This is a genomic window from Pseudomonas sp. LP_7_YM, from assembly GCF_004364435.1.
Lineage (GTDB): Bacteria > Pseudomonadota > Gammaproteobacteria > Pseudomonadales > Pseudomonadaceae > Aquipseudomonas.
In genome coordinates this window covers 39,244-62,231 of record NZ_SOCT01000008.1, presented here as the reverse complement: position 1 = coordinate 62,231, position 22,988 = coordinate 39,244, and the positions used below count along the sequence as shown (strand labels likewise).

At 58.7% G+C, this 22,988-nt stretch carries 22 protein-coding genes; 10 read left to right on the top strand and 12 right to left on the bottom strand.

The window, feature by feature from the left end; genetic code table 11:
* Positions 1-47: 47 nt before the first annotated feature.
* Both nadD and EC915_RS18245 read right to left on the bottom strand, forming a co-directional pair.
* Complete coding sequence (gene nadD / locus EC915_RS18250) at positions 48-680, bottom strand: nicotinate-nucleotide adenylyltransferase (protein ID WP_256658783.1); 633 nt, start codon at positions 678-680, stop codon at positions 48-50.
* Between the two features lie 94 nt (positions 681-774).
* Positions 775-2,049, bottom strand: a complete 1,275-nt coding sequence (locus EC915_RS18245; protein WP_133751924.1) for a glutamate-5-semialdehyde dehydrogenase — start codon at positions 2,047-2,049, stop codon at positions 775-777.
* Positions 2,050-2,372: 323 nt separating this feature from the next.
* Here EC915_RS18245 and EC915_RS18240 point away from each other — a divergent pair, with 323 nt between their 5' ends.
* Both EC915_RS18240 and EC915_RS18235 read left to right on the top strand, forming a co-directional pair.
* Positions 2,373-3,056, top strand: a complete 684-nt coding sequence (locus EC915_RS18240) for a DNA-3-methyladenine glycosylase (RefSeq protein ID WP_133751923.1) — start codon at positions 2,373-2,375, stop codon at positions 3,054-3,056.
* A 3-nt stretch (positions 3,057-3,059) separates the two neighbouring features.
* Positions 3,060-4,376: a bifunctional DedA family/phosphatase PAP2 family protein gene (locus EC915_RS18235; RefSeq protein ID WP_133751922.1), complete on the top strand. Its 1,317-nt coding sequence runs from the start codon at positions 3,060-3,062 to the stop codon at positions 4,374-4,376.
* 101 nt (positions 4,377-4,477) lie between these two features.
* On the opposite strand, the gene EC915_RS18230 is transcribed toward EC915_RS18235, so the two are convergent.
* The 3 genes from EC915_RS18230 to EC915_RS18220 are packed head-to-tail and all read right to left on the bottom strand — an operon-like array spanning position 4,478 to position 6,154.
* A complete protein-coding gene (locus EC915_RS18230) occupies positions 4,478-5,068 on the bottom strand; it encodes an LON peptidase substrate-binding domain-containing protein (RefSeq protein ID WP_133751921.1) in 591 nt (196 codons plus the stop codon).
* A 10-nt stretch (positions 5,069-5,078) separates the two neighbouring features.
* A complete protein-coding gene (locus EC915_RS18225; protein WP_166651028.1) occupies positions 5,079-5,789 on the bottom strand; it encodes an LrgB family protein in 711 nt (236 codons plus the stop codon).
* A gap of 2 nt (positions 5,790-5,791) precedes the next feature.
* Positions 5,792-6,154: a CidA/LrgA family protein gene (locus EC915_RS18220; protein WP_133751919.1), complete on the bottom strand. Its 363-nt coding sequence runs from the start codon at positions 6,152-6,154 to the stop codon at positions 5,792-5,794.
* Positions 6,155-6,385: 231 nt separating this feature from the next.
* Here EC915_RS18220 and EC915_RS18215 point away from each other — a divergent pair, with 231 nt between their 5' ends.
* The 3 genes from EC915_RS18215 to EC915_RS18205 all read left to right on the top strand — a co-directional run bounded on the left by EC915_RS18215 (position 6,386) and on the right by EC915_RS18205 (position 9,549).
* Positions 6,386-6,841: a MaoC family dehydratase gene (locus EC915_RS18215; protein ID WP_133751918.1), complete on the top strand. Its 456-nt coding sequence runs from the start codon at positions 6,386-6,388 to the stop codon at positions 6,839-6,841.
* 138 nt (positions 6,842-6,979) lie between these two features.
* A complete protein-coding gene (locus tag EC915_RS18210) occupies positions 6,980-8,707 on the top strand; it encodes a C13 family peptidase (RefSeq protein ID WP_133751917.1) in 1,728 nt (575 codons plus the stop codon).
* Positions 8,708-8,907: 200 nt separating this feature from the next.
* Positions 8,908-9,549, top strand: a complete 642-nt coding sequence (locus tag EC915_RS18205; RefSeq protein WP_133751916.1) for an oxidoreductase — start codon at positions 8,908-8,910, stop codon at positions 9,547-9,549.
* A gap of 167 nt (positions 9,550-9,716) precedes the next feature.
* On the opposite strand, the gene EC915_RS18200 is transcribed toward EC915_RS18205, so the two are convergent.
* From EC915_RS18200 to EC915_RS18185, 4 genes are all read right to left on the bottom strand, one after another.
* Positions 9,717-10,007 carry a YceK/YidQ family lipoprotein gene (locus tag EC915_RS18200; protein WP_133751915.1) on the bottom strand — a complete coding sequence of 97 codons (291 nt, stop codon included), beginning with the start codon at positions 10,005-10,007 and terminating at the stop codon, positions 9,717-9,719.
* Positions 10,000-10,629: a flavin prenyltransferase UbiX gene (gene ubiX / locus EC915_RS18195; RefSeq protein WP_133751914.1), complete on the bottom strand. Its 630-nt coding sequence runs from the start codon at positions 10,627-10,629 to the stop codon at positions 10,000-10,002. The genes EC915_RS18200 and ubiX overlap by 8 nt, the downstream gene beginning before the upstream one ends.
* Positions 10,626-11,975, bottom strand: a complete 1,350-nt coding sequence (mpl, locus tag EC915_RS18190; RefSeq protein ID WP_133751913.1) for a UDP-N-acetylmuramate:L-alanyl-gamma-D-glutamyl-meso-diaminopimelate ligase — start codon at positions 11,973-11,975, stop codon at positions 10,626-10,628. Before mpl ends, ubiX begins: the two co-directional genes overlap by 4 nt.
* A gap of 210 nt (positions 11,976-12,185) precedes the next feature.
* Positions 12,186-14,105, bottom strand: coding sequence for a sigma-54-dependent Fis family transcriptional regulator (locus EC915_RS18185; protein ID WP_133751912.1), 1,920 nt, complete (start codon positions 14,103-14,105; stop codon positions 12,186-12,188).
* A gap of 307 nt (positions 14,106-14,412) precedes the next feature.
* On the opposite strand from EC915_RS18185, the gene EC915_RS18180 reads away from it, so the two are divergent.
* The 5 genes from EC915_RS18180 to EC915_RS18160 all read left to right on the top strand — a co-directional run bounded on the left by EC915_RS18180 (position 14,413) and on the right by EC915_RS18160 (position 19,645).
* Positions 14,413-15,933 (top strand): aldehyde dehydrogenase family protein, encoded by a 1,521-nt coding sequence (locus EC915_RS18180; protein ID WP_133751911.1) that lies wholly within the window; start codon positions 14,413-14,415, stop codon positions 15,931-15,933.
* 312 nt (positions 15,934-16,245) lie between these two features.
* Positions 16,246-16,893, top strand: a complete 648-nt coding sequence (locus tag EC915_RS18175) for a DedA family protein (RefSeq protein ID WP_133751910.1) — start codon at positions 16,246-16,248, stop codon at positions 16,891-16,893.
* Between the two features lie 3 nt (positions 16,894-16,896).
* Positions 16,897-17,688, top strand: coding sequence for a zinc-dependent peptidase (locus tag EC915_RS18170; protein ID WP_133751909.1), 792 nt, complete (start codon positions 16,897-16,899; stop codon positions 17,686-17,688).
* Between the two features lie 148 nt (positions 17,689-17,836).
* Positions 17,837-18,364, top strand: a complete 528-nt coding sequence (gene ppa / locus EC915_RS18165; protein WP_133751908.1) for an inorganic diphosphatase — start codon at positions 17,837-17,839, stop codon at positions 18,362-18,364.
* Between the two features lie 555 nt (positions 18,365-18,919).
* Positions 18,920-19,645: an XRE family transcriptional regulator gene (locus tag EC915_RS18160; RefSeq protein ID WP_133751907.1), complete on the top strand. Its 726-nt coding sequence runs from the start codon at positions 18,920-18,922 to the stop codon at positions 19,643-19,645.
* An 841-nt stretch (positions 19,646-20,486) separates the two neighbouring features.
* Here EC915_RS18160 and EC915_RS18155 read toward each other — a convergent pair.
* From EC915_RS18155 to EC915_RS18145, 3 genes are read right to left on the bottom strand one after another with little or no spacing between them, the layout of a single operon-like run.
* Positions 20,487-21,116, bottom strand: coding sequence for a YdcF family protein (locus EC915_RS18155; protein WP_133751906.1), 630 nt, complete (start codon positions 21,114-21,116; stop codon positions 20,487-20,489).
* A 2-nt stretch (positions 21,117-21,118) separates the two neighbouring features.
* Positions 21,119-21,823: an HAD family phosphatase gene (locus EC915_RS18150; protein WP_256658777.1), complete on the bottom strand. Its 705-nt coding sequence runs from the start codon at positions 21,821-21,823 to the stop codon at positions 21,119-21,121.
* The gene (locus EC915_RS18145) at positions 21,789-22,964 is read right to left on the bottom strand and encodes an MFS transporter (protein ID WP_133751905.1); all 1,176 of its coding nucleotides are present in this window, start codon (positions 22,962-22,964) and stop codon (positions 21,789-21,791) included. Before EC915_RS18145 ends, EC915_RS18150 begins: the two co-directional genes overlap by 35 nt.
* Positions 22,965-22,988 lie beyond the last annotated feature (24 nt).

Below are 22,988 nucleotides of genomic sequence, written 5' to 3'. Positions count from 1 at the left end.
TTTGGGCGTCTCTTCGCGCTCTTGGCAGCGTCGAAACATACCTCAGTTCAATTAGGCGCGCGGTACAGCCCGTGCGCCTCGATATAGGCCAGTACTGCGTCTGGCACCAGAAAACGTACCGACTTCCCGCTGGCCAGCAGTTGGCGGATCTGGGTGGCAGACACCGCGAGCGGCGTCTGCCAGACGAATGTAATGTTCCCGCCAGGGCCTTTGAGGGCCTTCGGATCGCTGACCGCGCGCGCCGCCAGCAGGTTACGCATGGCGTCCGGCGACTCGCTGTCGGCGTCCGGGCGTTGCAGCACCACGATATGGCAGTACTCCAGCAGTTCTTCCCAACGATGCCAGGTCGGCAGCCCGCAAAAGGCGTCCCATCCCAGCAACAGAAACAGCTGATCATCGGCGGCCAGTTCGGCGCGCATCGATTCCAGCGTGTCGAGGGTGTACGACGGTCTGTCGCGCAACAGCTCGCGGTCGTCCACCGTCAATGGCGACACCCCCTGCACGGCGCTGCGGACCATCGCCAGACGGTCCTGCGCCGACACACTGGGCGTGTCGCGATGAGGCGGCCTGGCGCTGGGCGTCAGGCGCAACTCATCGAGTTCAAGCAATGCCGCGACTTCCAGTGCGCCGCGCAAATGACCGATGTGCACAGGGTCGAAAGTTCCGCCCAGCATGCCGATACGCTTCGGCGCGCACGAGACACAAGCCGCATCCTTGCCGGACTCGGCTACCGCTTTCGCTTGACTGCCTGCGTGCTGCCGATTGTCGGCCAAGTCAGGCTGGCTCCTGCCCGCGCAACTGGCGTCCGTCGCCAACGACGATGTACTTCTCGCACGTCAGGCCCTCCAGCCCAACCGGGCCACGGGCGTGGATCTTGTCGGTGGAAATGCCGATCTCCGCACCCAGGCCGTATTCGAAGCCGTCCGCAAAACAGGTCGGCGCATTGATCATCACCGAGCTGGAGTCGACCTCGGCCATGAAGCGGCGCGTCTGAGCCTGGGAGTCGGAAATGATGGCGTCACTGTGATGCGAGCCATAACGGTTGATGTGCTCGATGGCCTGGTCCAGCCCGGTCACGATGCGGATCGACAGAATCGGCGCCAGGTATTCGGTGTGCCAGTCTTCTTCGGTCGCCGCGATTGCGTCGATCAGTTCGCGAGTGCGCTCGCAGCCACGCAGTTCGACGCCTTTCTCACGGAACCGGACAGCCATTTGCGGCAGGAAATCGACCGCGATGGCCTGATCCACCAGCAGCGTTTCCATGGCGCCGCAGATACCGTAACGATAAGTCTTGGCGTTGAAGGCGATACGTTGTGCGGCCTCCAGATCGGCATGTGCACTGACATAGACATGGCAGATGCCATCCAGATGCTTGATGACGGGCACCCTGGCGTCGCGGCTCACACGCTCGATCAAACCCTTGCCGCCACGCGGAACGATAACGTCAACGTACTCGGGCATGGTGATCAGGGCACCCACGGCAGCGCGGTCGGTGGTTTCGACCACTTGCACCACGGCAGCCGGCAGCCCCGCTTCGTCCAGGCCGCGCTGAATGCAGGTAGCGATAGCCCGATTGGAATGAATGGCCTCGGAACCGCCACGCAGGATGGTCGCATTACCCGACTTTAGGCACAGGCTGGCCGCATCGATGGTCACGTTCGGACGCGACTCGTAAATGATGCCCACCACGCCCAGCGGCACGCGCATCTTGCCGACCTGAATACCGGACGGCTGGAAGTTCATGGCACGGATAGTCCCGATCGGGTCCGGCAGACTGGCGACCTGACGCAAACCGGCGATCATGCTGTCGATACGAGCCGGGGTCAGGGCAAGACGTTCGAGCAGGGCCGGTTCAAGACCATTGGCACGACCTGCGGCGAGGTCCTGCTCGTTGGCAGCCATCAACTCTGCGCGGGCAGCATCCAGCGCGGCGGCGGTAGCGTCCAGCGCGCGGTTTTTCTGCGCGGTGCTGGCGCGGCCGATCACGCGCGAAGCTTCGCGGGCGGCGCGACCCAGGCGGGTCATATAGTCAAGAACGGACTCAGTCATGGTCTCAGAGGTCTTGGCGGAGAAGAAAGCGGCCGATTATAGCTGTCGGGCGGGCCGAACGACAGCGGCGACAGGCGGATGGTCGATATAAGCTGGATTTGCTGAGTGAAACCACGATATGAATCTGTGAACACCTGCAGCAGCCGGCTTGCTGCGGGCCGCGATCAGGCGAACCCGTGGTGCTTGTTGACGTCCAGGCGGCTGAGGCTCAGCGTTCGCCAGCAAGACGGCTCCGACATTAAGGTGCGGCCGCTCAAGCCATTCAGCTGCAATTAAGCCCCAGATTGTTATCATCGTCGGCCACCCCTCCATGTTGCTCACTTATGCCCAACAACTCCCCAGGTGCCCTGCCCGACCGTTTCTTCAACCGCGACGCCCAGACCCTTGCCCGTGATCTGCTTGGCAAAGTGATCCGTCACAAGGTCGGCGAATTGTGGTTATCGGCGCGCATCATAGAGACAGAAGCGTATTACCTCGAGGAAAAAGGCAGTCACTCGTCCTTGGGCTATACAGAGAAACGTAAGGCTTTGTTTCTGGATGGGGGCCACATTTATATGTACTACGCGCGAGGTGGCGACTCACTGAATTTCAGTGCGGGCGGCCCAGGCAACGCGGTGCTGATCAAATCGGCCTATCCATGGGTCGACGGTCGCTCGGGCGAGAACAGTCTCGCGCAGATGTTGCTGAACAACCCCGACGCCAGCGGCAATATTCGCTCGCCCGAGCGCTTGTGCGCCGGACAGACCCTGCTGTGCAAGGCCCTTGGTCTGAAGGTGCCGATGTGGGATGCCAAGCGCTTCGATCACGAGCAGATTTTCGTCGAAGACCTGGGCCAATACCCGCCGCACATCATCCAGACCACCCGCCTGGGCATACCCGCCGGGCGCGACGAGCAACTGATGTACCGCTTCGTGGATGCCGCTTATGCGCGGTTCTGCACGCGGAACCCGATCAGGCGCGGGCAAGTTGAAGGACGCGACTATTTCATCCTCGAGCAAGGAAACTGACCCATGGGCCCATGGCTCGACAGCATCACCGCATGGTTGAGTGCCAACCCGTCCTGGCTGGGCGCGGCAGTCTTTCTGGTTTCATTCGTCGAATGCCTGGCCATTGCCGGGATCATCGTTCCCGGTACGGTCTTGCTATTCGCAATCGCGGCGCTGGCGGGCAGCGGGATCCTGCCGTTGGGCGAAGCCTTATTACTGGGCTTCCTGGGTGGGTTACTGGGTGACTTCGTGTCCTACTTTCTGGGCCGACGATTCCACCAGAATATTCGCAGGCTGCCGGGGCTGCGCCAGCACCCGGAGTGGATAGCAGGGGCTGAAACCTACTTCCAGCGTTACGGTATCGCCAGTCTCCTGGTCGGTCGCTTCATCGGCCCACTGCGCCCGATGCTGCCGATGGTAGCCGGAATGTTCGACATGCCCCTCGTCCGATTCGCTGCGGTGAGCGTGGTTGCGGCAGCGGGCTGGTCGGTGGCATACATCCTGCCGGGCTGGGCGACCGGAGCCGCGATTCGTCTACCCCTGCCAGAAGGCTTCTGGCCCGAGGCTGCGGTGGTCGGCGCGGGACTGGCGGTGTTGCTGGGCGTGGCGATTCAAAGCAGCGTGCGCGCCAAGCCTTACGCGACCTGGCTGATCGCGCTGACCTGCCTGATTCTGCTGATCGGTGTGTTTCTCGGCTGGCCGTATCTGGCGCACCTGGATCAGGGCGTGATGACACTGGTGCAGGAGCATCGCAGTGAAGCTGCTGAAAATTTCGTGGTGCTGGTCACGGGCCTGGGGGACTTCAAGACGCAATTCTGCGCCGCGGCGTTGCTATTGATTGTCCTGGTTATCACGCGTCAGTGGCGACACGCGGTATTCGCCTGCTCGACGACCCTGGGCTCGGCCATCATTAACCAATGCATGAAGCACACGTTCGCTCGCGCCCGCCCTGAAGTGTTGGCCGAGCCTTTGTCCAGTTACAGCATGCCCAGCGGACATGCGTCGGCATCGTTTGCGCTGTTCATGACGCTTGCCGTACTCGCAGGCCGCGGGCAGCCTGTTCGCTTGCGGTTGACCTGGCTGGTGCTGGGCGTGATTCCTGCGGCGTCGATTTGTGTGTCACGGGTGTATCTGGGCGTGCATTGGCCAACTGACGTGCTGGCCGGAATGCTGCTGGCGTTTTTTGCCTGCGCCACGAGCCTGGCGTTCGTGGAGAACAAACAGCCGCTGCCCGCCCTGCCGCTACGCGTATGGTGGTTGCTGTTACCGGTGATCTTCGCGGTACTGGTCGGGTTCGCGGCTCATTCGCTGACACATGGGCTGATTCGATACGAGTATTAATGCCTGCAACGAGCAACAGCCGAGCATCTGTGACGGCATGGGCAGTCGGCGGCGACTTCAGGATGCCGCCGTCGGCAAGCCGGACCGTTACAGGAAGCCGGTCAGGCCTGCCTATCACCCTGCATCTCATCGAGCAGGTTCTGAATCGCATCGAGCCGCTCTTCGGCATCGTCGATTTCCAGCAACTCAATCTTGTCTTCTTCGGCAAACGGCAGCAGGTACGCCAGTTGATTGGCCAGTGAATGCTGCCCGCCGGCCTCCAGCCCCATGTTCAAGGCGGCGACCATCGGGTGTTCGGCTAACGCGGCCAGCAATGCCACCAGATCGTCGTCCTCTTCCTGCAACGGCTGCTCCTGAGGCAATTCCAGCCACTGCACCTCGGCGACCAGCAGATTGTCGCGCTGGGCGTCAGCGCTGATCACGCGAAAACGCCGACCGCCAACCACGCGAATGCCCAGCAGACCGTTGTCCTGTTGCTGAAAGTCGGTCACCCGCGCTTCGCAGCCGATCTGCGAGAAACCTTCAGGCACATCTCCGGTTTCGCCGCCTTCGGTGATGCACACCACGCCAAAGCCTTGGCCCTGTTTCATGCAGCGGCCAATCATGTCCAGATAGCGCGCTTCGAAAATCTGCAGATCGAGCACACACCCCGGGAACAGCACAGCGTTCAGCGCAAACAACGGCAACGACATAGACACACCCTCAAGCAACCAGCGACACCGCCAACGGCAGGAACAACGCTGTGGCAACACCCATCAAACTCATGGCAAGCGCCGCAAAGGCGCCACACTCCTCCCCTTCCTGCAAAGCCGCCGACGTCCCTACCGCGTGGGCCGTCAGCCCCAAGGCCATGCCTCTGGCTTCCGGACTGCGGACACCCGCCAAGGTCAATAGACCGGGGCCAAATATGCCGCCGATGACCCCCGTAATCAACACGAAAACCGCTGCCAGGGCTGCCACGCCGCCGATCTGCTCGGCCACCAGCATGGCAATCGGTGAGGTAACCGACTTCGGCGCCATGGTCATCAGGATCATGTGATTGGCGCCCAGCACCCAGCCCAGCCCCACACAAAGCGCGGTCCCCAGTACGCCGCCAACCACCAGCGTAGTCAAGACAGGCCAGAACAGCTGCCGGATACGCCGCAGATTCAGATAAAGCGGCACCGCCAGCGCGACCGTCGCAGGGCCGAGCAAAACGCTGAGAATTTCGGTGCTCTTGCGGTACTCGGCGTATTCCAGCCCGCAGCTCACCAGAACGCCAATCACCACCAACATAGAGACCAGCACCGGCTGCAGAAACACCCAACGGGTTTTCTCGTATCCGGCCAGAACCACCTGATAGGCTCCCAGCGTGATGGCGATGCCGAACAACGGATGATGAATGACCGATAGCCAGGCGCCATGCCAATCCAGACTCATGACGGCTCCCGGCGGCTGGTTTGACGGTCCATGAGTTTTTGCATCAACCAGCCGGCGAACGTGAGCGAGATCATCAGCGACAAAACCAGTGCACCGACGATGGCCCAGAAATCGTCGGCAATCTGACCGGCATAGACCATAACACCCACGGCTGGCGGCACCAGCAACAAAGGCAGATAGCGCAGCAGACTGCTGGCCGCCAGGCTGATGGGCTCACTGACTTCACCACGCACCATCAGGTAAATCATCAACAGCACCAGACCAATGATCGGTCCGGGCAGGATCGACAGGAATAAATGATTCAGCGCCGTTCCCACTAACTGGAATAGCACCAGCCACGTCAGGCCTCTTAGCAACATAAAAACTCCAGCAAATTCGCAGCGACATTATAAGCACGCAGCCCCCAGCCTATGAGGGGGTATTCGCAAGCCGATTGTTTGCTGACCCCGCTTGCGAGGCATGCAGACTTTTGCATTCTGGCGCAACGCTTCTACAGGGGCTGCCGATGCGATGCCCAAACAGTGATGCAATAAAAAAGCCGATAGCCGCCCAGGTTTGAATACAAACGCGATCCCACAAGGAGAGTATCGATGCCCCGCGTACCCGTTGCAGAGCTTAAGCACTATGAAGGCAAGGAGCTGGGAAGTTCCGAATGGCTGCTTATCGACCAGGCGCGCATCAATCTGTTCGCCGAAGCCACGGGCGACTTTCAGTTCATCCATGTCGATCCGGTCAAAGCCGCGCAGACCCCGTTCGGTTCCACCATTGCCCACGGGTTTCTCTCGCTGTCGCTCATCCCCAAGCTGATGGAGTCGCTTATGGTCCTCCCGGAAGGCATGAAGATGGCGATCAACTATGGGCTGGACAGTGTGCGTTTCATCCAGCCGGTCAAAGTCGACTCGCGCGTTCGTCTAAAAGTTACCCTCGCCGAAGTCACCGCGAAAAAGCCCGGCCAATGGCTGCTCAAAGCCACTGCAATGCTTGAGATCGAGGGGCAGGACAAGCCTGCGTTCATCGCCGAACCCCTCTCTCTATTCTTCGTGTAAACCCTGTAAAACATGAAACAGTCGAAAGAGAATGTTTCATGACGCTTCCCGGCTGCGGCATACTCGGCGCGGCTGTGTGAGCGACTCGACAAGTACGCGATCTGATCACGCCGAAACACCTCTCTTTCGGGATCTACCATGCGCGCGCTTGCTCCTTTGGCCCTTACCCTTCTGATTACCGCATGCGGTGACGGCGAATCATTGCTGCCGCCGGACGCACGCCTGCCCGATGGCGGGCGCTATCGCGGTGAGGTGGTCAACGGCGTCCTGCAAGGCAACGGCCGCATCGATTACCCCAATGGCAGCTGGTATGCCGGGGAATTCAGAAACGGTCAGTGGAACGGCCAGGGCGAATGGCACGCCAGCAACGGCGACGTCTATAAAGGTGGCTTTCAGGACGGTCTGTTTTACGACCAAGGTCAGCTGACCACCAGCGCCGGCAGCTATGTCGGCGGCTACAAACTGGGGCGGCGCGATGGCGAAGGCACGCTCAAAGAGCATGGCATGAGTTATCGCGGCGAGTTCAAGGCCGACCTGTACGACGGCTTGGGCCATCTGGTGCTGGAGGACGGCAGCGAGTATCAGGGCCAGTTCGCTCACGGCAAACCCAACGGCGAGGGCCAGCGCAGCGATGCCGCGGGCAATCAGTTCAGCGGCAAGTTTGTCGATGGCCAACTGCAGGGCGTCGGCAACTTCAACAGCGCCGATGGCGATCAATACGTAGGCGGCTTCCACGACAACCAGCTCAATGGTCGCGGGCGCTACGAAAACGCCGATGGCGACGTGTGGTCCGGCCAATTCAAGGACGGCGCATTCACCGGCAAGGGCGAGTTGATCGGCTCCGACGGCACCAGTTATCAAGGGCAATTCCGCAACTGGCGTTTCGCCGGCGAAGGTCGCCTCAAGCTCCCGGACGACAGCATTTACATCGGTCACTTCGACAATGACACCTATCAGGGTCAGGGCGTTCTGACATCTGCCGACGGCAGCGTGCAGAGTGGGACCTGGTCCAACGGACAGCGCGTACGCGATGCGCAGGGCAAGTTGCTGCCTGATCCGCTGGAAGTCGGTCTGCTCGCGCAGGGTGCGCTGCTGGACAAGGCGCTGGCCGCGGTTCCGCCCTCCACACCGGCGGTCGAGCTGTACAGCCTGGTGGTCGGCGGCGACGGCAAGCAGAGCGTGTTTCTGCGCGAGGCCGATTACGTCAACAACCTGCTGGCGACCCGGTTCGGCGCGTTCGGGCAGATTTCGCTGGTCAACCATCGTGACCACATAGCCGACAGGCCGCTGGCGACCCGCGAGAACATCAGCCGTGCCGTGCAGACGCTGGCCCAGCGCAGTGGCCCGGAAGATCTGGTCTTCATCTACCTCACCAGCCACGGCACCCATGAGCATGAGTTGGTGCTTGATCAGCCGCGCCTGGAGTTATCGGACCTGCCCGCCAACGAGATGGCCGGTGTGCTCGCGCCACTGAAGAACCGCGACAAGATCGTGGTGATCTCCGCTTGTTATTCGGGCGGTTTCATTCCGGCGATCAAGGACGAAAAAACCATGGTGATCACGGCCTCCCGAGAGGACCGCGTTTCGTTCGGTTGTTCGGAAGAGGCCGATTTCACCTACTTTGGCGAGGCGCTGTTCGACAAGGCTCTGGTGGAAACCGACGACCTGCAACAGGCGTTCAACGACGCCAAAGCCATCGTCGCCCAGCGGGAAATCGAGGAAAACTTCGAGGCCTCCGAGCCACAGATATGGGCGCCCAAAGGGGTCATCGCGCACTGGCAAAAACTGCGCAAGAGTCAGGCAGAGCGTGCGTTGAATACCGTTTCGATCGGCGTGACCGCCAAGGCAGTCGTCCACAGTCACTGAAAAAACCTTTATGTCGGCGGGCCTGGCCTTCATCCAGAATCAAAAGCGGCCACCGCGGTACCGTCATATGCCATGGGCAATGTCTATGAGGGCGGGCATTGCTGGATGAATATTTGACGACCTGGTGAAACCAGCCAGCCCAGCGCGCAGTCTGTTGGGTTAGAACGCCTATGCTTGTGGCGTATCAAGGGAGAAAGATCATGTACTTGACGCCGCAACACATCCTGCTGGCCGGTGCGACCGGTTTGACGGGCGAGCATCTGCTCGATCGCCTGCTCAATGAACCCACCGTCAGCCGCGTCCTGGCGCCGAGCCGCAGGCCTCTGGCTGAACACCCTCATCTGGAAAACCCGGTGGGCGACTTCACTTCGCTGCTGCCCACACTGTCGGGTCGAGTCGATATCGCCTTTTGCTGCCTGGGCAGCACGATTAAACAGGCAGGCTCCAAAGACGCTTTTCGCGCCGTGGACATGGACATGGTCGTGGCCTTCGGCCAACGCGCGTGCGAACTGGGCGCCCGCCATCTGCTGGTGATCAGTGCGGTGAACGCCGACCCTGAGTCGAGCGTTTTCTACAGTCGCGTCAAGGGTGAAATGGAAGAAGCGCTCAAGGCGCAGGACTGGCCGCAACTGACCATTGCCCGGCCTTCACTGCTGATCGGTGAGCGGCAGGATCAGCGTCTGGTCGAGCAGCTGGCCGGCCCCATCGCCAAACTGATCCCCGGCAAATACGGCGGCATTGAGGCCTGCCAACTGGCCCGAGCGCTCTGGCGCCTGGCGCTGGAAGAACAGAATGGGGTGCGGGTTGTGGAGTCCGATGAGCTGCGGCGCTTAGGGAAATAGCAGGTTTTCAGTCGCTGCGCATTTATCTGGCGCATGTGTCCTTCACTGAGGGAGCGAAGTCATTCACGAGGCGCAGGACATCCGCTGTACTCATGCTGGATGTACCGCTGCCTCGCGAATGAATTCGCTCCTACAGGCTAAAAGGTGCGGCTACTCACATAACTGAGTTACATCCCGCCCGTGGCCTGATACCCCACACCCAGGACCGTCAACACCGACAACGGCAATAAAACGGTATCGAGCAAGGCGCTGCCCGGCAGATCCAGCATCGGGTATTTCGGCGCCTCGACACCGAAGCGCTCCTTCTCGCAGCATCCGCCCTCTATGGCATACAGATCCAGCCGGGTGCCGGAATACACCACTGGCGCGCCGGGCTGATTGGCGTCCAGCGTGCGCACGGTGGAACAACCGGTCGCCAGTACCAGACCGAGTGCCAGAACAAACAGTTTCTTATTCATCGGCGCCAAAATGATGCTCGCCCCAGCGCGGCAGCATGTCCTGAGGAATGTTCAACAGGTTGAGAACCCGCGCGACGACGAAATCGATCAGGTCATCGATAGTCTGCGGCTGATGATAGAAACCCGGCGATGCAGGAAGAATCACCGCGCCCAGGTTCGACAACTTGAGCATGTTCTCCAGATGAATGCTGGAAAACGGCGCCTCGCGAGGCACCAGAATCAGCTGCCGGCGTTCCTTGAGTGTCACATCGGCGGCACGTTCGATCAGGTTATTGCAGGCACCGGTCGCGATAGCCGACAAGGTGCCAGTGGAGCAAGGCACCACGACCATCGCACTGGGCGAGCCCGAGCCGGACGCCACTGGCGACATCCAGTCCTCTTTGCCATAGACCCTGATCTGCCCGGCTGCGGCGCCAGTGTACTCGGTCAGGAACGCCTGCATCATCTGCGGCTTGGGCGGCAGCGAGACGTCGGTTTCGGTTGCCATGACCAGTTGCGCGGCCTTGGAAATCAGGAAGTGCACTTCACGATCTTCCCGCACCAGGCAGTCGAGCAAGCGCAGGCCGTATGGCGCGCCGGACGCGCCGGTCATCGCCAGGGTAATGCGTTCCGGGCCACTCATTTCAGCGCCTCGGCCAGCTTGCCGTGCAGACCGCCAAAACCGCCATTGCTCATGATCACCACATGAGTGCCGGGCAGCGCCTGACTTTTCACGCGTTCGATGATGGCCTCCAGCGAATCGCAAACCACCGAAGGTACTGTGCACAGCGCGGCCGTCGCGGCCAGGTCCCAGCCCAGATTGGCCGGTGCGTACCAGATCACCTGATCGGCCTGATCGATGCTTTCCGGCAAGCCCTCGCGGTGCGCGCCGAGCTTCATGGAATTGGAGCGCGGCTCGACGATGGCGATGACAGGCGAATCACCGACCTTCTTGCGCAGGCCGTCGAGCGTGGTGGCAATGGCCGTTGGGTGATGGGCGAAGTCATCGTAAATGGTGATACCACGCACATCGGCGACCTTTTCCATCCGGCGCTTGACGCTTTTGAACGCGCTCAAGGCCTCGACACCCTGATGCGGCACGACGCCAACGTGCCGCGCTGCAGCCAGGGTTGCCAGTGCGTTGGCGACGTTGTGCTGACCGGTCATGCCCCAGTCCACGATGCCTTGAGCGACGCCCTCGAAACTCACCTCGAACGTCGAACCGTCTTCGCTGAGCAGCCTGGCCTGCCACTGGCCGCCCTGACCGGTGGTTTGCACCGGGGTCCAGCAACCCATTTCGATCACCCGCTCAAGAGCCGGCTCGGTGGTCGGATGAATCACCAGTCCTTCGCTTGGGATAGTGCGCACCAAATGGTGGAACTGGCGCTCGATGGCAGGCAGGTCAGGGAAAATATCCGCGTGGTCGAATTCAAGGTTGTTGAGGATCGCGGTGCGCGGGCCGTAGTGGACGAACTTGGAACGCTTGTCAAAGAAGGCGCTGTCATATTCGTCGGCTTCAACCACGAAGAACGGAGTATCGCCCAGACGCGCAGACACCGAGAAGTTTTGCGGAACGCCGCCGATGAGAAAGCCCGGCGCCATGCCCGCGTGCTCCAGCACCCAAGCGAGCATGCTGCTGGTGGTGGTCTTGCCGTGCGTCCCGGCCACAGCCAGCACCCAGCGGCCGCGCAGTACGTGATCGGCCAGCCACTGCGGACCGGAAACGTAAGGCAAGCCTTTGTTCAGGACGTACTCGACAGCCGGATTGCCGCGCGACAGAGCATTGCCAACCACCACCAGGTCCGGTGCCGGTTCCAGATGCGAAGGATCGTAACCCTGCATCAACTCGATGCCCTGCGCCTGGAGCTGCGTGCTCATCGGCGGGTAGACATTGGCGTCGGAGCCTGTGACTTTATGGCCCAAATCCTTGGCGAGAACCGCCAGCGAACCCATGAACGTGCCGCAAATACCCAGAATATGAATGTGCATGACCAACCTCTTAAACCATGGACGCAGGTTAGCGTAGAAGGTGGGCAATGCGCACGGGGCAATTGAAGGGAGTGACCGATCTCGTCGAACATCGAACCAGGGGAGTGAATTCATTGGCGGGACGTCGGTACAGACGACAAAACCCCAACCCGCGACAGGACTCATCGCCAATGATGTCACGCCCTCTGGGCGACCGCGCCGCGCACAGTGCTAACGCGCAATCCCATGCTTACGCAGCTTTCTATATAAGGTGTTGCGACTGACCCCCAACGCTCGCGCCGCGTGGGTCATGTGCCAGCGCTGGGTATCGAGCACTGCGATCAGCGCTGAACGCTCGGCATCGTCCAGTGGTGAATCGCTCCGCAACGGCGCATCCATTTGTTGCGCCGCCTGTTGCTGGCGCACCACGGTGGGCAAGTCGTCGAGACGGATTACATCGTCTTCGCATAGCGCCGCTAACGTGCGGAGCACATTGCGCATCTGCCGCACATTCCCCGGCCAGCTGAAATGCAGCAGCGCACGCCTGGCCTCAGCATCCATCGTCACCGGCTGCCCGCCCGCCTCTTCTTCCAGCAGAACGTCCAGCAACTGCGACTTGTCACTGCGTTCACGCAACGCCGGCAGCGCGATCTCCAGACCGTTGAGGCGATAGTAGAGGTCCTCGCGAAAGCTCCCGTCCTCCACGCGCCCCAGAAGATTGCGGTGCGTCGCACTGATGATTCGCACATCGACGGCCTGCGGCTCGCCGCCGATCGGCACCACCAGACGGTCCTCCAGCACCCGCAGCAGACGCGTTTGCAGGGCCACCGGCATGTCACCGATTTCATCGAGAAATAAGGTGCCGCCATCAGCCTGCTGCAGTTTGCCGCGCATGCCTTCCTTGCGCGCGCCGGTGAAACTGCCGCCGCGATAACCGAACAGCTCGCTTTCGATAAGGCTTTCCGGAATGGCTGCGCAGTTGAGCGCCACGAACGGTCTGCCTGTTCGTTGGCTGGCCTGATGCACAGCCTTGGCGAAAGCCTCTTTGCCAGAACCGGTTTCGCCATTGATAAGCAGCGGCACGTCGCGCTCGAAGACCTTCAGGGCGCGACGAAAATCGGCTTGCAGCGCAGCATCGCCCAGGCAAATCACGCCTGGGGCTGGTTGTGCAGGATGTTTGACAAAAACAGGCGCAGAAACGGATTTGATCACAGGCCGCGATGGGCCACGCAGCACCGCAAAAAAACCGCGCCCGTCGCACGTACGCAGCGGCCAGCTCGTCACTGCATCAGGTGTTGCGCGACTCATCAGTTCATCCAGCGAGCAATCGAACAGCGATTCCACCGGCTGACCAATCAGATCAGCGCGGCCCAAGCTGAGTAAATTCAACGCACTCTGGTTAAGCGCACGAACGCGCCCCTCCTCATCAAACGTCAGTAGACCTTCGCTGAACAGCCCGACCGAGTCCGCCTGCAAATGAAAACGCAGCAGCCATTGACCGTTGAAGTGGCGCAGAAAATAGCTGCTTTCGATCATTTTTGCCGAGAGGTTGACCAGCGCCATGGTGTGGAACTGACTTTGCCGCGACACATCATGCCGCGCCGAGGACACATCGAGCACAGCCAACAGGTCGCCGTGCGGGTCGAATACCGGACTGGCCGAGCAGGTAAGGCCGGTGTGCCGACCGCGGAAGTGTTCATCGCGATGAATGGTCACCGGCTGGCGCTCCACCAGACAGGTGCCAATCCCGTTGGTCCCTTCCCGCGACTCGCTCCAGTCAGCACCCAGCCAGAGGCCCGCGCGCTCGAAAATCTTGCGCTCGCCAGGCTCGGTGACGCAGTTGAGGATCACCCCGCGATCATCGGTCAACAGCACTGCATGGCCACCGGAAAGCTGCTCAAGCAGACGGTTCATCTCGCCACCGGCGATGGTCAGCACCTGCTGCAGACGCTCGCGACTTTCCAGTACCCGAGCATGCTCCAACACTGTCGGGGCCATGGGTTGAGCGGGGTCCAGATGATAGTCCTCAACGCAACGCGCCCATGACCGGGCAATCGAGGGGTCGGTACTTGGGCTAGAGCGATGAGTCGACTTGCCTTGGGCGACGGTCAGAACTTGCTGTGCGTGTCGGGTGAAGTGATTGCTGTGCATTTTTATTGTGCTTCCAAGGTGCTCCCGGGGAGTTGCAGACCAGCATCCTCCTGGCCTTTATCCATTGCAATGCTTGCAAAGGCGCATGCGAGCGAATGGCCCCATATTCGATACAAAATGTCACGCTGGCCGTATCGCTGCTGGCGCACAACAGTCGCTCAGGCATCTGATGATCTGGCGAAGGCCTGATAAACCGGGGCTTTAACAGCGGTGGCCCAAGCTTTGCTCTACGCTTTAACCAAGCGCAGCCATACCCAATGAAGCAATGCGTTATCCCCACACAATCACAAGAGCGGAGATATTCACCATGCATTACGCCCATCCCGGTACTGAAGGCTCCATCGTTACCTTCAAGACCCAGTACGGCAACTACATCGGTGGCGAATTCGTCCCGCCGGTCAAAGGCCAGTATTTTGAAAACACCTCGCCGGTCACCGGCAAACTGATCGCCCAATTCCCCCGCTCGACTGCCGAAGACATCGATAAAGCGCTGGACGCCGCCCACGCCGCTGCCGATGCGTGGGGCAAGACCTCCGTTCAGGAACGATCGCTGACCTTGCTGAAAATCGCCGACCGCATCGAGCAAAACCTGGAACTGCTGGCTGTCACCGAAACCTGGGACAACGGCAAGGCGGTGCGCGAAACCCTCAACGCCGACATTCCGCTGGCGGTCGATCACTTCCGCTACTTCGCAGGCGTGCTGCGTGCGCAGGAAGGCAGCGCTGCCGAAATCGACGGCAATACCGTGGCGTACCACATCCATGAACCGCTGGGCGTGGTCGGTCAGATCATCCCGTGGAACTTCCCGCTGCTGATGGCTGCCTGGAAGCTTGCCCCCGCCCTTGCTGCCGGTAACTGCATTGTGCTCAAACCCGCCGAGCAAACCCCACTGGGCATCACCGTGCTGATGGAAGTGATTGGCGATCTGCTGCCAAAAGGCGTCCTCAACGTGGTGCAAGGTTTTGGCCGCGAAGCCGGTGAAGCGCTGGCCAGCAGCAAGCGCATCGCCAAAATCGCCTTCACCGGCTCCACGCCCGTGGGCTCACACATCATGAAACTGGCGGCCGACAGCATTATCCCGTCCACCGTCGAACTGGGCGGCAAGTCGCCGAACATCTACTTCGAAGACATCATGAGCGCCGAGCCCGAGTTCATTGACAAAGCCGCCGAAGGCGTAGTGCTGGCGTTCTTTAACCAGGGCGAGGTTTGCACCTGTCCTTCACGTTGCCTGGTGCAGGAATCGATTTACCCGCAGTTCATGGAAGCGGTGATGAAGAAGGTGCTGAAGATCAAACGCGGCGACCCGCTGGATACCGAAACCATGGTCGGTGCTCAGGCATCACAGCAGCAATTCGACAAGATTCTCTCCTACCTCGATATCGCCCAGGATGAAGGCGCCGAGCTGTTGACCGGCGGCAAGGTCGAAAAGCTGGAAGGCTCGCTGGCGACCGGCTATTACATCCAGCCGACGCTGCTCAAAGGCAACAACAAGATGCGCGTGTTCCAGGAAGAAATCTTCGGCCCGGTGGTCAGCGTGACCACCTTCAAGGATGAAGCCGAAGCCTTGGCCATCGCCAACGACACCGAATTCGGCCTCGGCGCCGGCGTCTGGACCCGCGACATCAACCGCGCCTACCGTGTCGGGCGCGCCATCAAGGCCGGTCGCGTCTGGACTAACTGCTACCACCTGTACCCGGCGCACGCTGCGTTCGGTGGTTACAAAAAATCCGGCGTAGGCCGCGAGACCCACAAAATCGCGCTGGAGCACTACCAACAGACCAAAAACCTGCTGGTGAGTTACGACATCAATCCGCTGGGCTTCTTCTGATCCGGTAATCGCCTGCTAAAGACGGCCTCTTCGCAGGCCGTCTTTTTTCAGCTGCACATGCAAAGGTGCGAAACCTGTGCAAGCGAATTCGTTCGCCATCAGGCGTCACAGCCCAGCCGTCTCTGTCGCTTTGCCCCTCTTTCGCAAATGAATTTTCTGCCACAGCTTCGGCCAAGCCAAGCGAGCGCCATCGTTACCAAATCTTTCAATCTTGATACAGCCCCAGCGACATCCCGATTCTTCCCTCTATAATGCGCCCCAATCAGCAGTCATCATCGGGCCCGGATCGGGCTTTTCAATCAGGTACCGTACATGGATTTCCACCCGCTCGACCTCATCCTTCACCTCGACGTCTACCTCGACTTGTTGGTAACCAACTACGGCACATGGGTCTACGCGATCCTATTCCTGGTGATCTTCTGTGAGACCGGTCTGGTGGTCACGCCGTTTCTGCCGGGTGATTCCCTGCTCTTCATTGCAGGCGCGGTCGCGGCCGGGGGTGGCCTGGACCCGGTCCTGCTCGGCTGCCTGTTGACGGCTGCGGCGATCCTGGGCGACAGCACCAACTACGTGATCGGGCGCACCCTCGGCGACCGACTGTTCAAAAATCCGGATTCGAAGTTCTTTCGCCGCGACTACCTGAGCAAAACCCACGAATTCTACGCACGCCATGGCGGCAAGACCGTAACCCTGGCGCGCTTCCTGCCGATCATCCGCACCTTCGCCCCCTTTGTAGCGGGGCTTGGCAAGATGCACTACCTGCGCTTTCTGGGTTTCAGTGTGCTGGGTTCGCTCCTGTGGGTAGCCGGTCTGGTCACCCTCGGTTATTTCTTCGGCAACATCCCGTTCATCAAGAAAAACCTTACGTTGCTGGTGTTGGCGATCATTGTGCTGTCGCTGCTGCCGATGATCATCGGCCTGGTTCGCAGCCGCACGGGCCGCTCAGCCACAGCGCGCTGAATCATGTGGTCGCTCAGCGGCTGGCTGAAACACCGCACGCTGGCGCGTAACCCGGTCGACCCGGATCTGTGGAGTCGGGTGCGCCAGCGCTTGCCGATCCTCGACGGACTGACTGCCGAAGAGGATCGCTACTTGCTCGACAGCTGCGTGCTGTTTCTGCATGGCAAACATCTCACGGCACTGGAAGGCGTCACTCTGGACGACGAGTCGCGTCTGTTTCTGGCCGCGCAGGCGCAATTGCCACTCCTGGCGTTAGGTGACCTGAACTGGTATCAGGGCTTTCACGAAATCGTCCTCTATGGTCACGACTTCATCAGCCCGCAAAAACACCGCGACGCCAGCGGCATTGAGCACGAATGGAACGGCGAGCACAGCGGTGAAGCCTGGTTGCAGGGGCCGGTCATCCTGGCGTGGCCCGGCGTTCTCGCCAGCGGCGGCTGGGAAGCCTACAACCTGGTGATCCACGAACTGGCGCACAAGCTGGACATGCTCAACGGCGATGCCAACGGCCACCCGCCACTGCATAACGACATGCGCATCGCCGATTGGGTCGGCGCCATGCAAGGCGCATTCGATGACCTGAATCGACAACTGGACGCCAACCCGGACGCCGATACCGCAATCGACCCTTACGCGGCGGAAAACCCCGCAGAGTTTTTCGCCGTCACCAGCGAATACTTCTTCAGCGGCCCGGATTTGCTGGTCCAGGCGTACCCGCAGGTCTACCAGCAACTCAAAGCCTTCTACCGGCAGGATCCTCTTACCCGCCTCACGGCACTTCAGGCAGGCACTTAAGTCTGAAACGCCGGTCTATCAGGCTCGACACGACGTTTGGAAGCTGACCGCCACGCATGGCAACGCTTCTGGAATGTGCCTATAATCCGGGCCACTTTTTGGCGTTGGACGCCAGATTCTGAATGGTCAACCAAGGGGGCAAAGCCCAATGAGCTACAGCAAGATTCCGGCCGGCAAAGACCTGCCGAATGACATCTACGTCGCAATCGAGATCCCGGCCAACCACGCGCCGATCAAGTATGAAATCGACAAAGAAAGCGACGCGCTGTTCGTTGACCGTTTCATGGCCACCCCGATGTTCTACCCGGCCAACTACGGTTTCATCCCGAACACCCTGGCTGATGACGGCGACCCCCTCGACGTTCTGGTCGTCACGCCTTACCCGGTCGCCCCTGGCTCGGTCATCCGCGCCCGTCCAGTCGGCGTGCTGAACATGACCGACGACGGCGGCGGCGATGCCAAAATCATCGCCGTGCCACACGACAAACTGTCCCAGTTGTACGTCGACGTGAAGGAATACACCGACCTGCCGCCGCTGCTGATCCAGCAAATCGAGCACTTCTTTGCCAACTACAAAGACCTCGAAAAAGGCAAATGGGTGAAGATCGAAGGCTGGGCTGGCGCAGACGCCGCTCGCGAAGCCATCACCAAATCGGTTGCTGCCTACAAGGGCTGATCCGATTCGCTACCTCCGAAGCGTTGATCGCTTCGGAGGTAGCCCCTCCTCTACCCGCCTCAGCTCACACTTCAGAATGATTTTCCTGCCTTGCACCCCTCTGTGTGACCCAAGGCCTGAGACGAACACCTCCCCAAATTGTGAGAGCGATTTCATTTGCGGTCGGCTGCCCACCAGTCGCAAAAATCAATCACCCGGTCTTATTCGAAACCATCCCTCTCTCGCCAAGCAGTTTCTGCTATATTTTTTTCGGGCAAATGTTTAAATCTGCGCCACGCCAAACACTTCGTTTATTCCGAACAGCCACTTCGCCTGTTAGAACAACAATTGATACAAGTCCCCGCCGTAACTACCGCTCTGCCTCGAAACTTTTACCACGAGCACGCTACAAGCAGCGCATTACGGAACTGTTGAACGAAACAAAATAGTTAAGGAAATTTCCTACAACAACACTCGCCACTGGCAATGACCATAATCACCTTTAACCTTGACCGCTCGCTCATTTGAACACTTCGTTCATTTAAACTCACTTGAAGCGCACGTAAACTTCGATCCATGAATACATCAGGTGATCGACTACGCATCCTTCTGCGAGAGTGCCATCTCTCCGCAACCGACTTCGCCGTCAACCGCAAGGTTACGCCGCAGCACGTGAACAATTGGTTCAAGCGTGGCATCCCCCTTGCTCGCATGGAAGAAGTCGCCGAACTGTTGAGCGTCAACGTACGTTGGCTGCGCAGCGGCGAGGGTCCGAAGCACCCGGGAGAAGACCGCGACAAACGCCGCCTGGAAGACGTCGCCCGGCAACGCTCTGACCGCGCCAGTATGCGCGAAGAGCTAGAGATGCCTTTCTATACCGAACGCCAGACCCAGAACTGCGGCCGGACAGCCGTCAGCGAAATGCCCAACCGTAAGGTCCGTTTGGCAAGACGCGTTTTCGACGCCATGGACGTCGAACTGCACAACGCGATCTGCGTCGCCATGAGCGGCAACAGCATGGCCGACAAGATTCAGGACGGATCGCTCATCGGCATAGACCGCGGCCGCATCAACGTCATCGATGGCGAAATGTACGCCCTCGAGCACGACGGCATGCTGCGCGTGAAATACCTCTACCGGCTCCCCGGTGGCGGCCTGCGCCTGCGCAGCCACAACGCCGGCGAATACCCCGATGAAATCTTCACCGCCGAACAGATCCTCGAACAACACATCCACGTCATCGGCTGGATCTTCTGGTGGTCCACCCTCAACAACCGGCGCCACCCCGCAACCCTCCCCTGACGCGTAAATAAAGGGCACGCGTTTGACGGGGTGTAAGAGGCGAATGGACGGTCACGACTGGGCAGACGAAGCAAGAGTGAGTATCCTGCACGCCTTCGCTTCACCACCCACCGGCTATCCGCTGATGAGTGCTCGACCCGGTAACGTCATAGCGACCTGCCTCGTCTATCTCACAAGCGCCTGCCTCGCAGCGCGCACTTTTGCGGACGGGTGCGGTTAGTCAAAAACCAATCAAACCCGTCACCGAGAAGCCGGCCACAAGCCGGCTTTTTAGTACGCCAGCGACCGATACTTGCCTCCTCCAAAACACTCCCTGACCTTGATAGATTCAGCCTATTTTGCTACCTGCGAGATTCTTTGTTCATCCAGCGAATTCCACGCCAAAGAGGGGACCCAGTGAGGGGCTACAAACCAAAAATCATGGACAAGTTGACGCCTTTGTTTGTCGAAAATGTGATCGCCACAGGGACCTAAAAACACCGGGACGGCTTGTGGTTGGTCGTGACGGCCACCGGTAGAATAAAAATGGATTCTGCGTTTTCAAGTAGGTGGCAAGCGCCGGGAATTGGCATGGCGGATGTCCGAGCCTTGATCTGAAAAAACGCGATCATCGGCGTGTGAAATTGCACAGGCGCTCAATGGCGATGACCGATTCACTAAGCGCCAAGCTGGCTGATCAGGCTCTAGTGTGTACCAGGCTCTGTACGAAAAGTGGCTGCGCTCGGTGATGCTGCGTTAAAAACAGGCGCGCAATGTTCATTTAAAACAGACTCCGCTTCCTCGCCTGTTTGTGGCTCGCCTGACCTTCGCTCGCCAACTTTACGTGCAGGCGTAGGCATGCCTAACTGATCAAATGGTGATCAAAGCCCTGTTTCACCAAGTATTCCCAAGCCTGCTCAACCTCCTTTGGGATGACCTGCTCAATTTGAAATCCCTTCTGTGGGTAAAGCATGATTCGCTGGATATCACCGACCATCTCTTCAATGACCCCAAGCACTCCAACATTATTAGATACCTCCTCAGGAAAGCTGTAATTCGGAGCGTCAACCCACGCCTCTAGTCCAGGCCATTGAATAGGCAACGTTGACACGACACGGAGAGTGGAGTTTGGCTTCGTGAGGAATGTCGCACTCCTTACATCGGGAAACATAGCCCTGGCGAACGAAATGTTCTCGGCGAAATTAGTCGCCCTGTCTTCCAGACTGAACTGCTCGGGCCTTACACCGTTTTTGAGGGCTCGCTGGGCGAATATACTTGCCTCAGTGTTTTCCCATAAGTGTTTGGTCCAATTTCCGGTATTACCTGTGAACAGTAAGTGTTCCGCAATGCCTTTTGCCAGCAGTTCACAAGCGTAATCGCAAACCCGAAGATCGTAGGAGCCACAGACAACGATCAATTCAGAGCGCTGGTGTCCGCGACCGGATGAAAGAAACTCCCAAAGAACGATAGCGTTTTTCAGCGTAGGGGTCATTATCAGAGTAATCTCTTTGTGATGTGGGAGCTTAGCATCAGGCTACTGCCATCAAATACATTTTTGATTACCGGTCGTGATACAACAGGCAATGCGTTGAAATCTACATATACCGCTGCTGCGCCCTCTACTAAAAGTGAGGGATCAGTGCCGATCCCAAGGCATAGCGCTCCGCTGCTCACTGCTGAACGTACGCCGCTGGAAGAGTCTTCAAACACCAGACATTGGCGGCTCTGACAATTCAGTTTTTCTGCTGCTAACTCATAGCATTCTGGCGAAGGCTTGCCATTGGGCACATCCTCACGTGAAATTACATAGTCAAAGGCTCCTTCCAAGCCATGCTGCTGAAGCACATTATCAATGCGCTCGGGCCAACTGCTGGTAACCAATGCCAAAGGCACCTTGCTCTCCCGCAGTTGATCAATCAGCCTAGATACGCCGGGCACCAGCTTGCACAGCGCATTCTCCTCGGCTGCATCCACCTGCTGTTTGATGTTGTACCGCTGGCTCGGATCAAAATCGCCGAAAAGCGTCCGAAGTGTATATTCGCCTGGACGACCATGAATATGATCCTTGATGAACTTTTCACTCACTGTAATACCATACTCGTGGGCTACGCCGGTCCATGCTCGCTCAATCACCTCGCGTGACTGTATAAGCACGCCATCCATATCAAAGCAGACGGCTGAAAAGTTTACTGCTATCATTTTCGTCACTTCGCATTTTATAGTGAGCGGTTAAGGCCAGGAATGTTCCCACCAAGGCTAAAAGGGCCATTACACAATACGCCCAGGACTGCACGATTTCGTACAGATAACCCGAAATCGGCGTAGCGAGTCCCATTGGCAGTGCAACAGCAAGCGAGTAATAAACACCCTGAGTAAAGACTTGAATATCCGCCGGGGCGTTATCGCGTACAAATCGCATTAACGCCGAGTGATAGGCCGCGAAACTTAACGCGTGCATGCATTGACCTAATACAATCAGTGTCAAGTCATCGCTACTGGAAAATAAAATCCATCGTATGGCTGCACAACCGCCTGAAAACATCACTACTGGCAACGGTGCCCAACGCGCCAGAATTTTATTGGAGAAAGCAAAATAAATAATCTCAGCCAGCACAGCGACGGACCAGAACATTCCTATGGTTGTCGACGAATAGCCCTTGCTCCCCCAGCTTATAGATGCCGTAGAAAAATACAAAGTGTGACTCAGCTGTATAAAACCAGCCGCAGCGATTGTAAGCAATAAAAATTTATTTTCAAATAGGCGCCTCCACTCAGGTCGCTTAAACTCTCCGCCCACTAATGGAGTATGTATTTTGGTCACTCGACGCCCCAACCATAAGCAACTTAGCCCAGTAAAAAACATGCTTGAAGCGATTACGATGGGCACCCATGATTGACCGTAGTAGGTAAATATCACGCCCCCAAAGATAGAAGTTAGAATGAACGCCGACGAGCCCACTGCACGTACCAATCCATAGTTCTGCAATGCCTGTTTATCGCGCTTCAGCAGATATGACTCAGTCAATGGCAAAACCACCATCCACAGTCCGCCAAATATAATACTCAGCGCGACAAACACGGACAGTGATGCGGGGAGGAAATAAAAAAACAAAGTGATGAATGCTGCTGAGAAACCCAATATGGCAGCCAGGCGAAGTTGATCTATTCGCCAGTCTGCGACGTAGGTAACCAATATACCGCTCACCACCTGAGGCCAGTATACCGCCGCAATCAGCAGACCAATCTGGCCTGTGCTGAAGCCGAGGGAGTCTAACCAAGTGGGCCAAAATGGATAGATAATGCCCTCTGCTGCAAAAAATCCAAAAAAAATCAAATACATGAGTCACCAGAGAATGGGCTCCCG

What these genes read in the sequence shown, in the direction of transcription:
- EC915_RS18240 (WP_133751923.1), top strand. Translation starts at nt 2,373, where the DNA reads ATGCCCAACAACTCCCCAGGTGCCCTGCCCGACCGTTTCTTCAACCGC.
- ppa (WP_133751908.1), top strand. Translation starts at nt 17,837, where the DNA reads ATGAGCTACAGCAAGATTCCGGCCGGCAAAGACCTGCCGAATGACATC.
- EC915_RS18145 (WP_133751905.1), bottom strand. Translation starts at nt 22,964, where the DNA reads ATGTATTTGATTTTTTTTGGATTTTTTGCAGCAGAGGGCATTATCTAT.
- EC915_RS18245 (WP_133751924.1), bottom strand. Translation starts at nt 2,049, where the DNA reads ATGACTGAGTCCGTTCTTGACTATATGACCCGCCTGGGTCGCGCCGCC.
- EC915_RS18215 (WP_133751918.1), top strand. Translation starts at nt 6,386, where the DNA reads ATGCCCCGCGTACCCGTTGCAGAGCTTAAGCACTATGAAGGCAAGGAG.
- EC915_RS18155 (WP_133751906.1), bottom strand. Translation starts at nt 21,116, where the DNA reads ATGACCCCTACGCTGAAAAACGCTATCGTTCTTTGGGAGTTTCTTTCA.
- EC915_RS18175 (WP_133751910.1), top strand. Translation starts at nt 16,246, where the DNA reads ATGGATTTCCACCCGCTCGACCTCATCCTTCACCTCGACGTCTACCTC.
- EC915_RS18180 (WP_133751911.1), top strand. Translation starts at nt 14,413, where the DNA reads ATGCATTACGCCCATCCCGGTACTGAAGGCTCCATCGTTACCTTCAAG.
- EC915_RS18205 (WP_133751916.1), top strand. Translation starts at nt 8,908, where the DNA reads ATGTACTTGACGCCGCAACACATCCTGCTGGCCGGTGCGACCGGTTTG.
- EC915_RS18160 (WP_133751907.1), top strand. Translation starts at nt 18,920, where the DNA reads ATGAATACATCAGGTGATCGACTACGCATCCTTCTGCGAGAGTGCCAT.
- EC915_RS18185 (WP_133751912.1), bottom strand. Translation starts at nt 14,105, where the DNA reads ATGCACAGCAATCACTTCACCCGACACGCACAGCAAGTTCTGACCGTC.
- EC915_RS18235 (WP_133751922.1), top strand. Translation starts at nt 3,060, where the DNA reads ATGGGCCCATGGCTCGACAGCATCACCGCATGGTTGAGTGCCAACCCG.
- mpl (WP_133751913.1), bottom strand. Translation starts at nt 11,975, where the DNA reads ATGCACATTCATATTCTGGGTATTTGCGGCACGTTCATGGGTTCGCTG.
- ubiX (WP_133751914.1), bottom strand. Translation starts at nt 10,629, where the DNA reads ATGAGTGGCCCGGAACGCATTACCCTGGCGATGACCGGCGCGTCCGGC.
- EC915_RS18210 (WP_133751917.1), top strand. Translation starts at nt 6,980, where the DNA reads ATGCGCGCGCTTGCTCCTTTGGCCCTTACCCTTCTGATTACCGCATGC.
- EC915_RS18200 (WP_133751915.1), bottom strand. Translation starts at nt 10,007, where the DNA reads ATGAATAAGAAACTGTTTGTTCTGGCACTCGGTCTGGTACTGGCGACC.
- EC915_RS18150 (WP_256658777.1), bottom strand. Translation starts at nt 21,823, where the DNA reads ATGATAGCAGTAAACTTTTCAGCCGTCTGCTTTGATATGGATGGCGTG.
- EC915_RS18170 (WP_133751909.1), top strand. Translation starts at nt 16,897, where the DNA reads ATGTGGTCGCTCAGCGGCTGGCTGAAACACCGCACGCTGGCGCGTAAC.
- EC915_RS18230 (WP_133751921.1), bottom strand. Translation starts at nt 5,068, where the DNA reads ATGTCGTTGCCGTTGTTTGCGCTGAACGCTGTGCTGTTCCCGGGGTGT.
- EC915_RS18220 (WP_133751919.1), bottom strand. Translation starts at nt 6,154, where the DNA reads ATGTTGCTAAGAGGCCTGACGTGGCTGGTGCTATTCCAGTTAGTGGGA.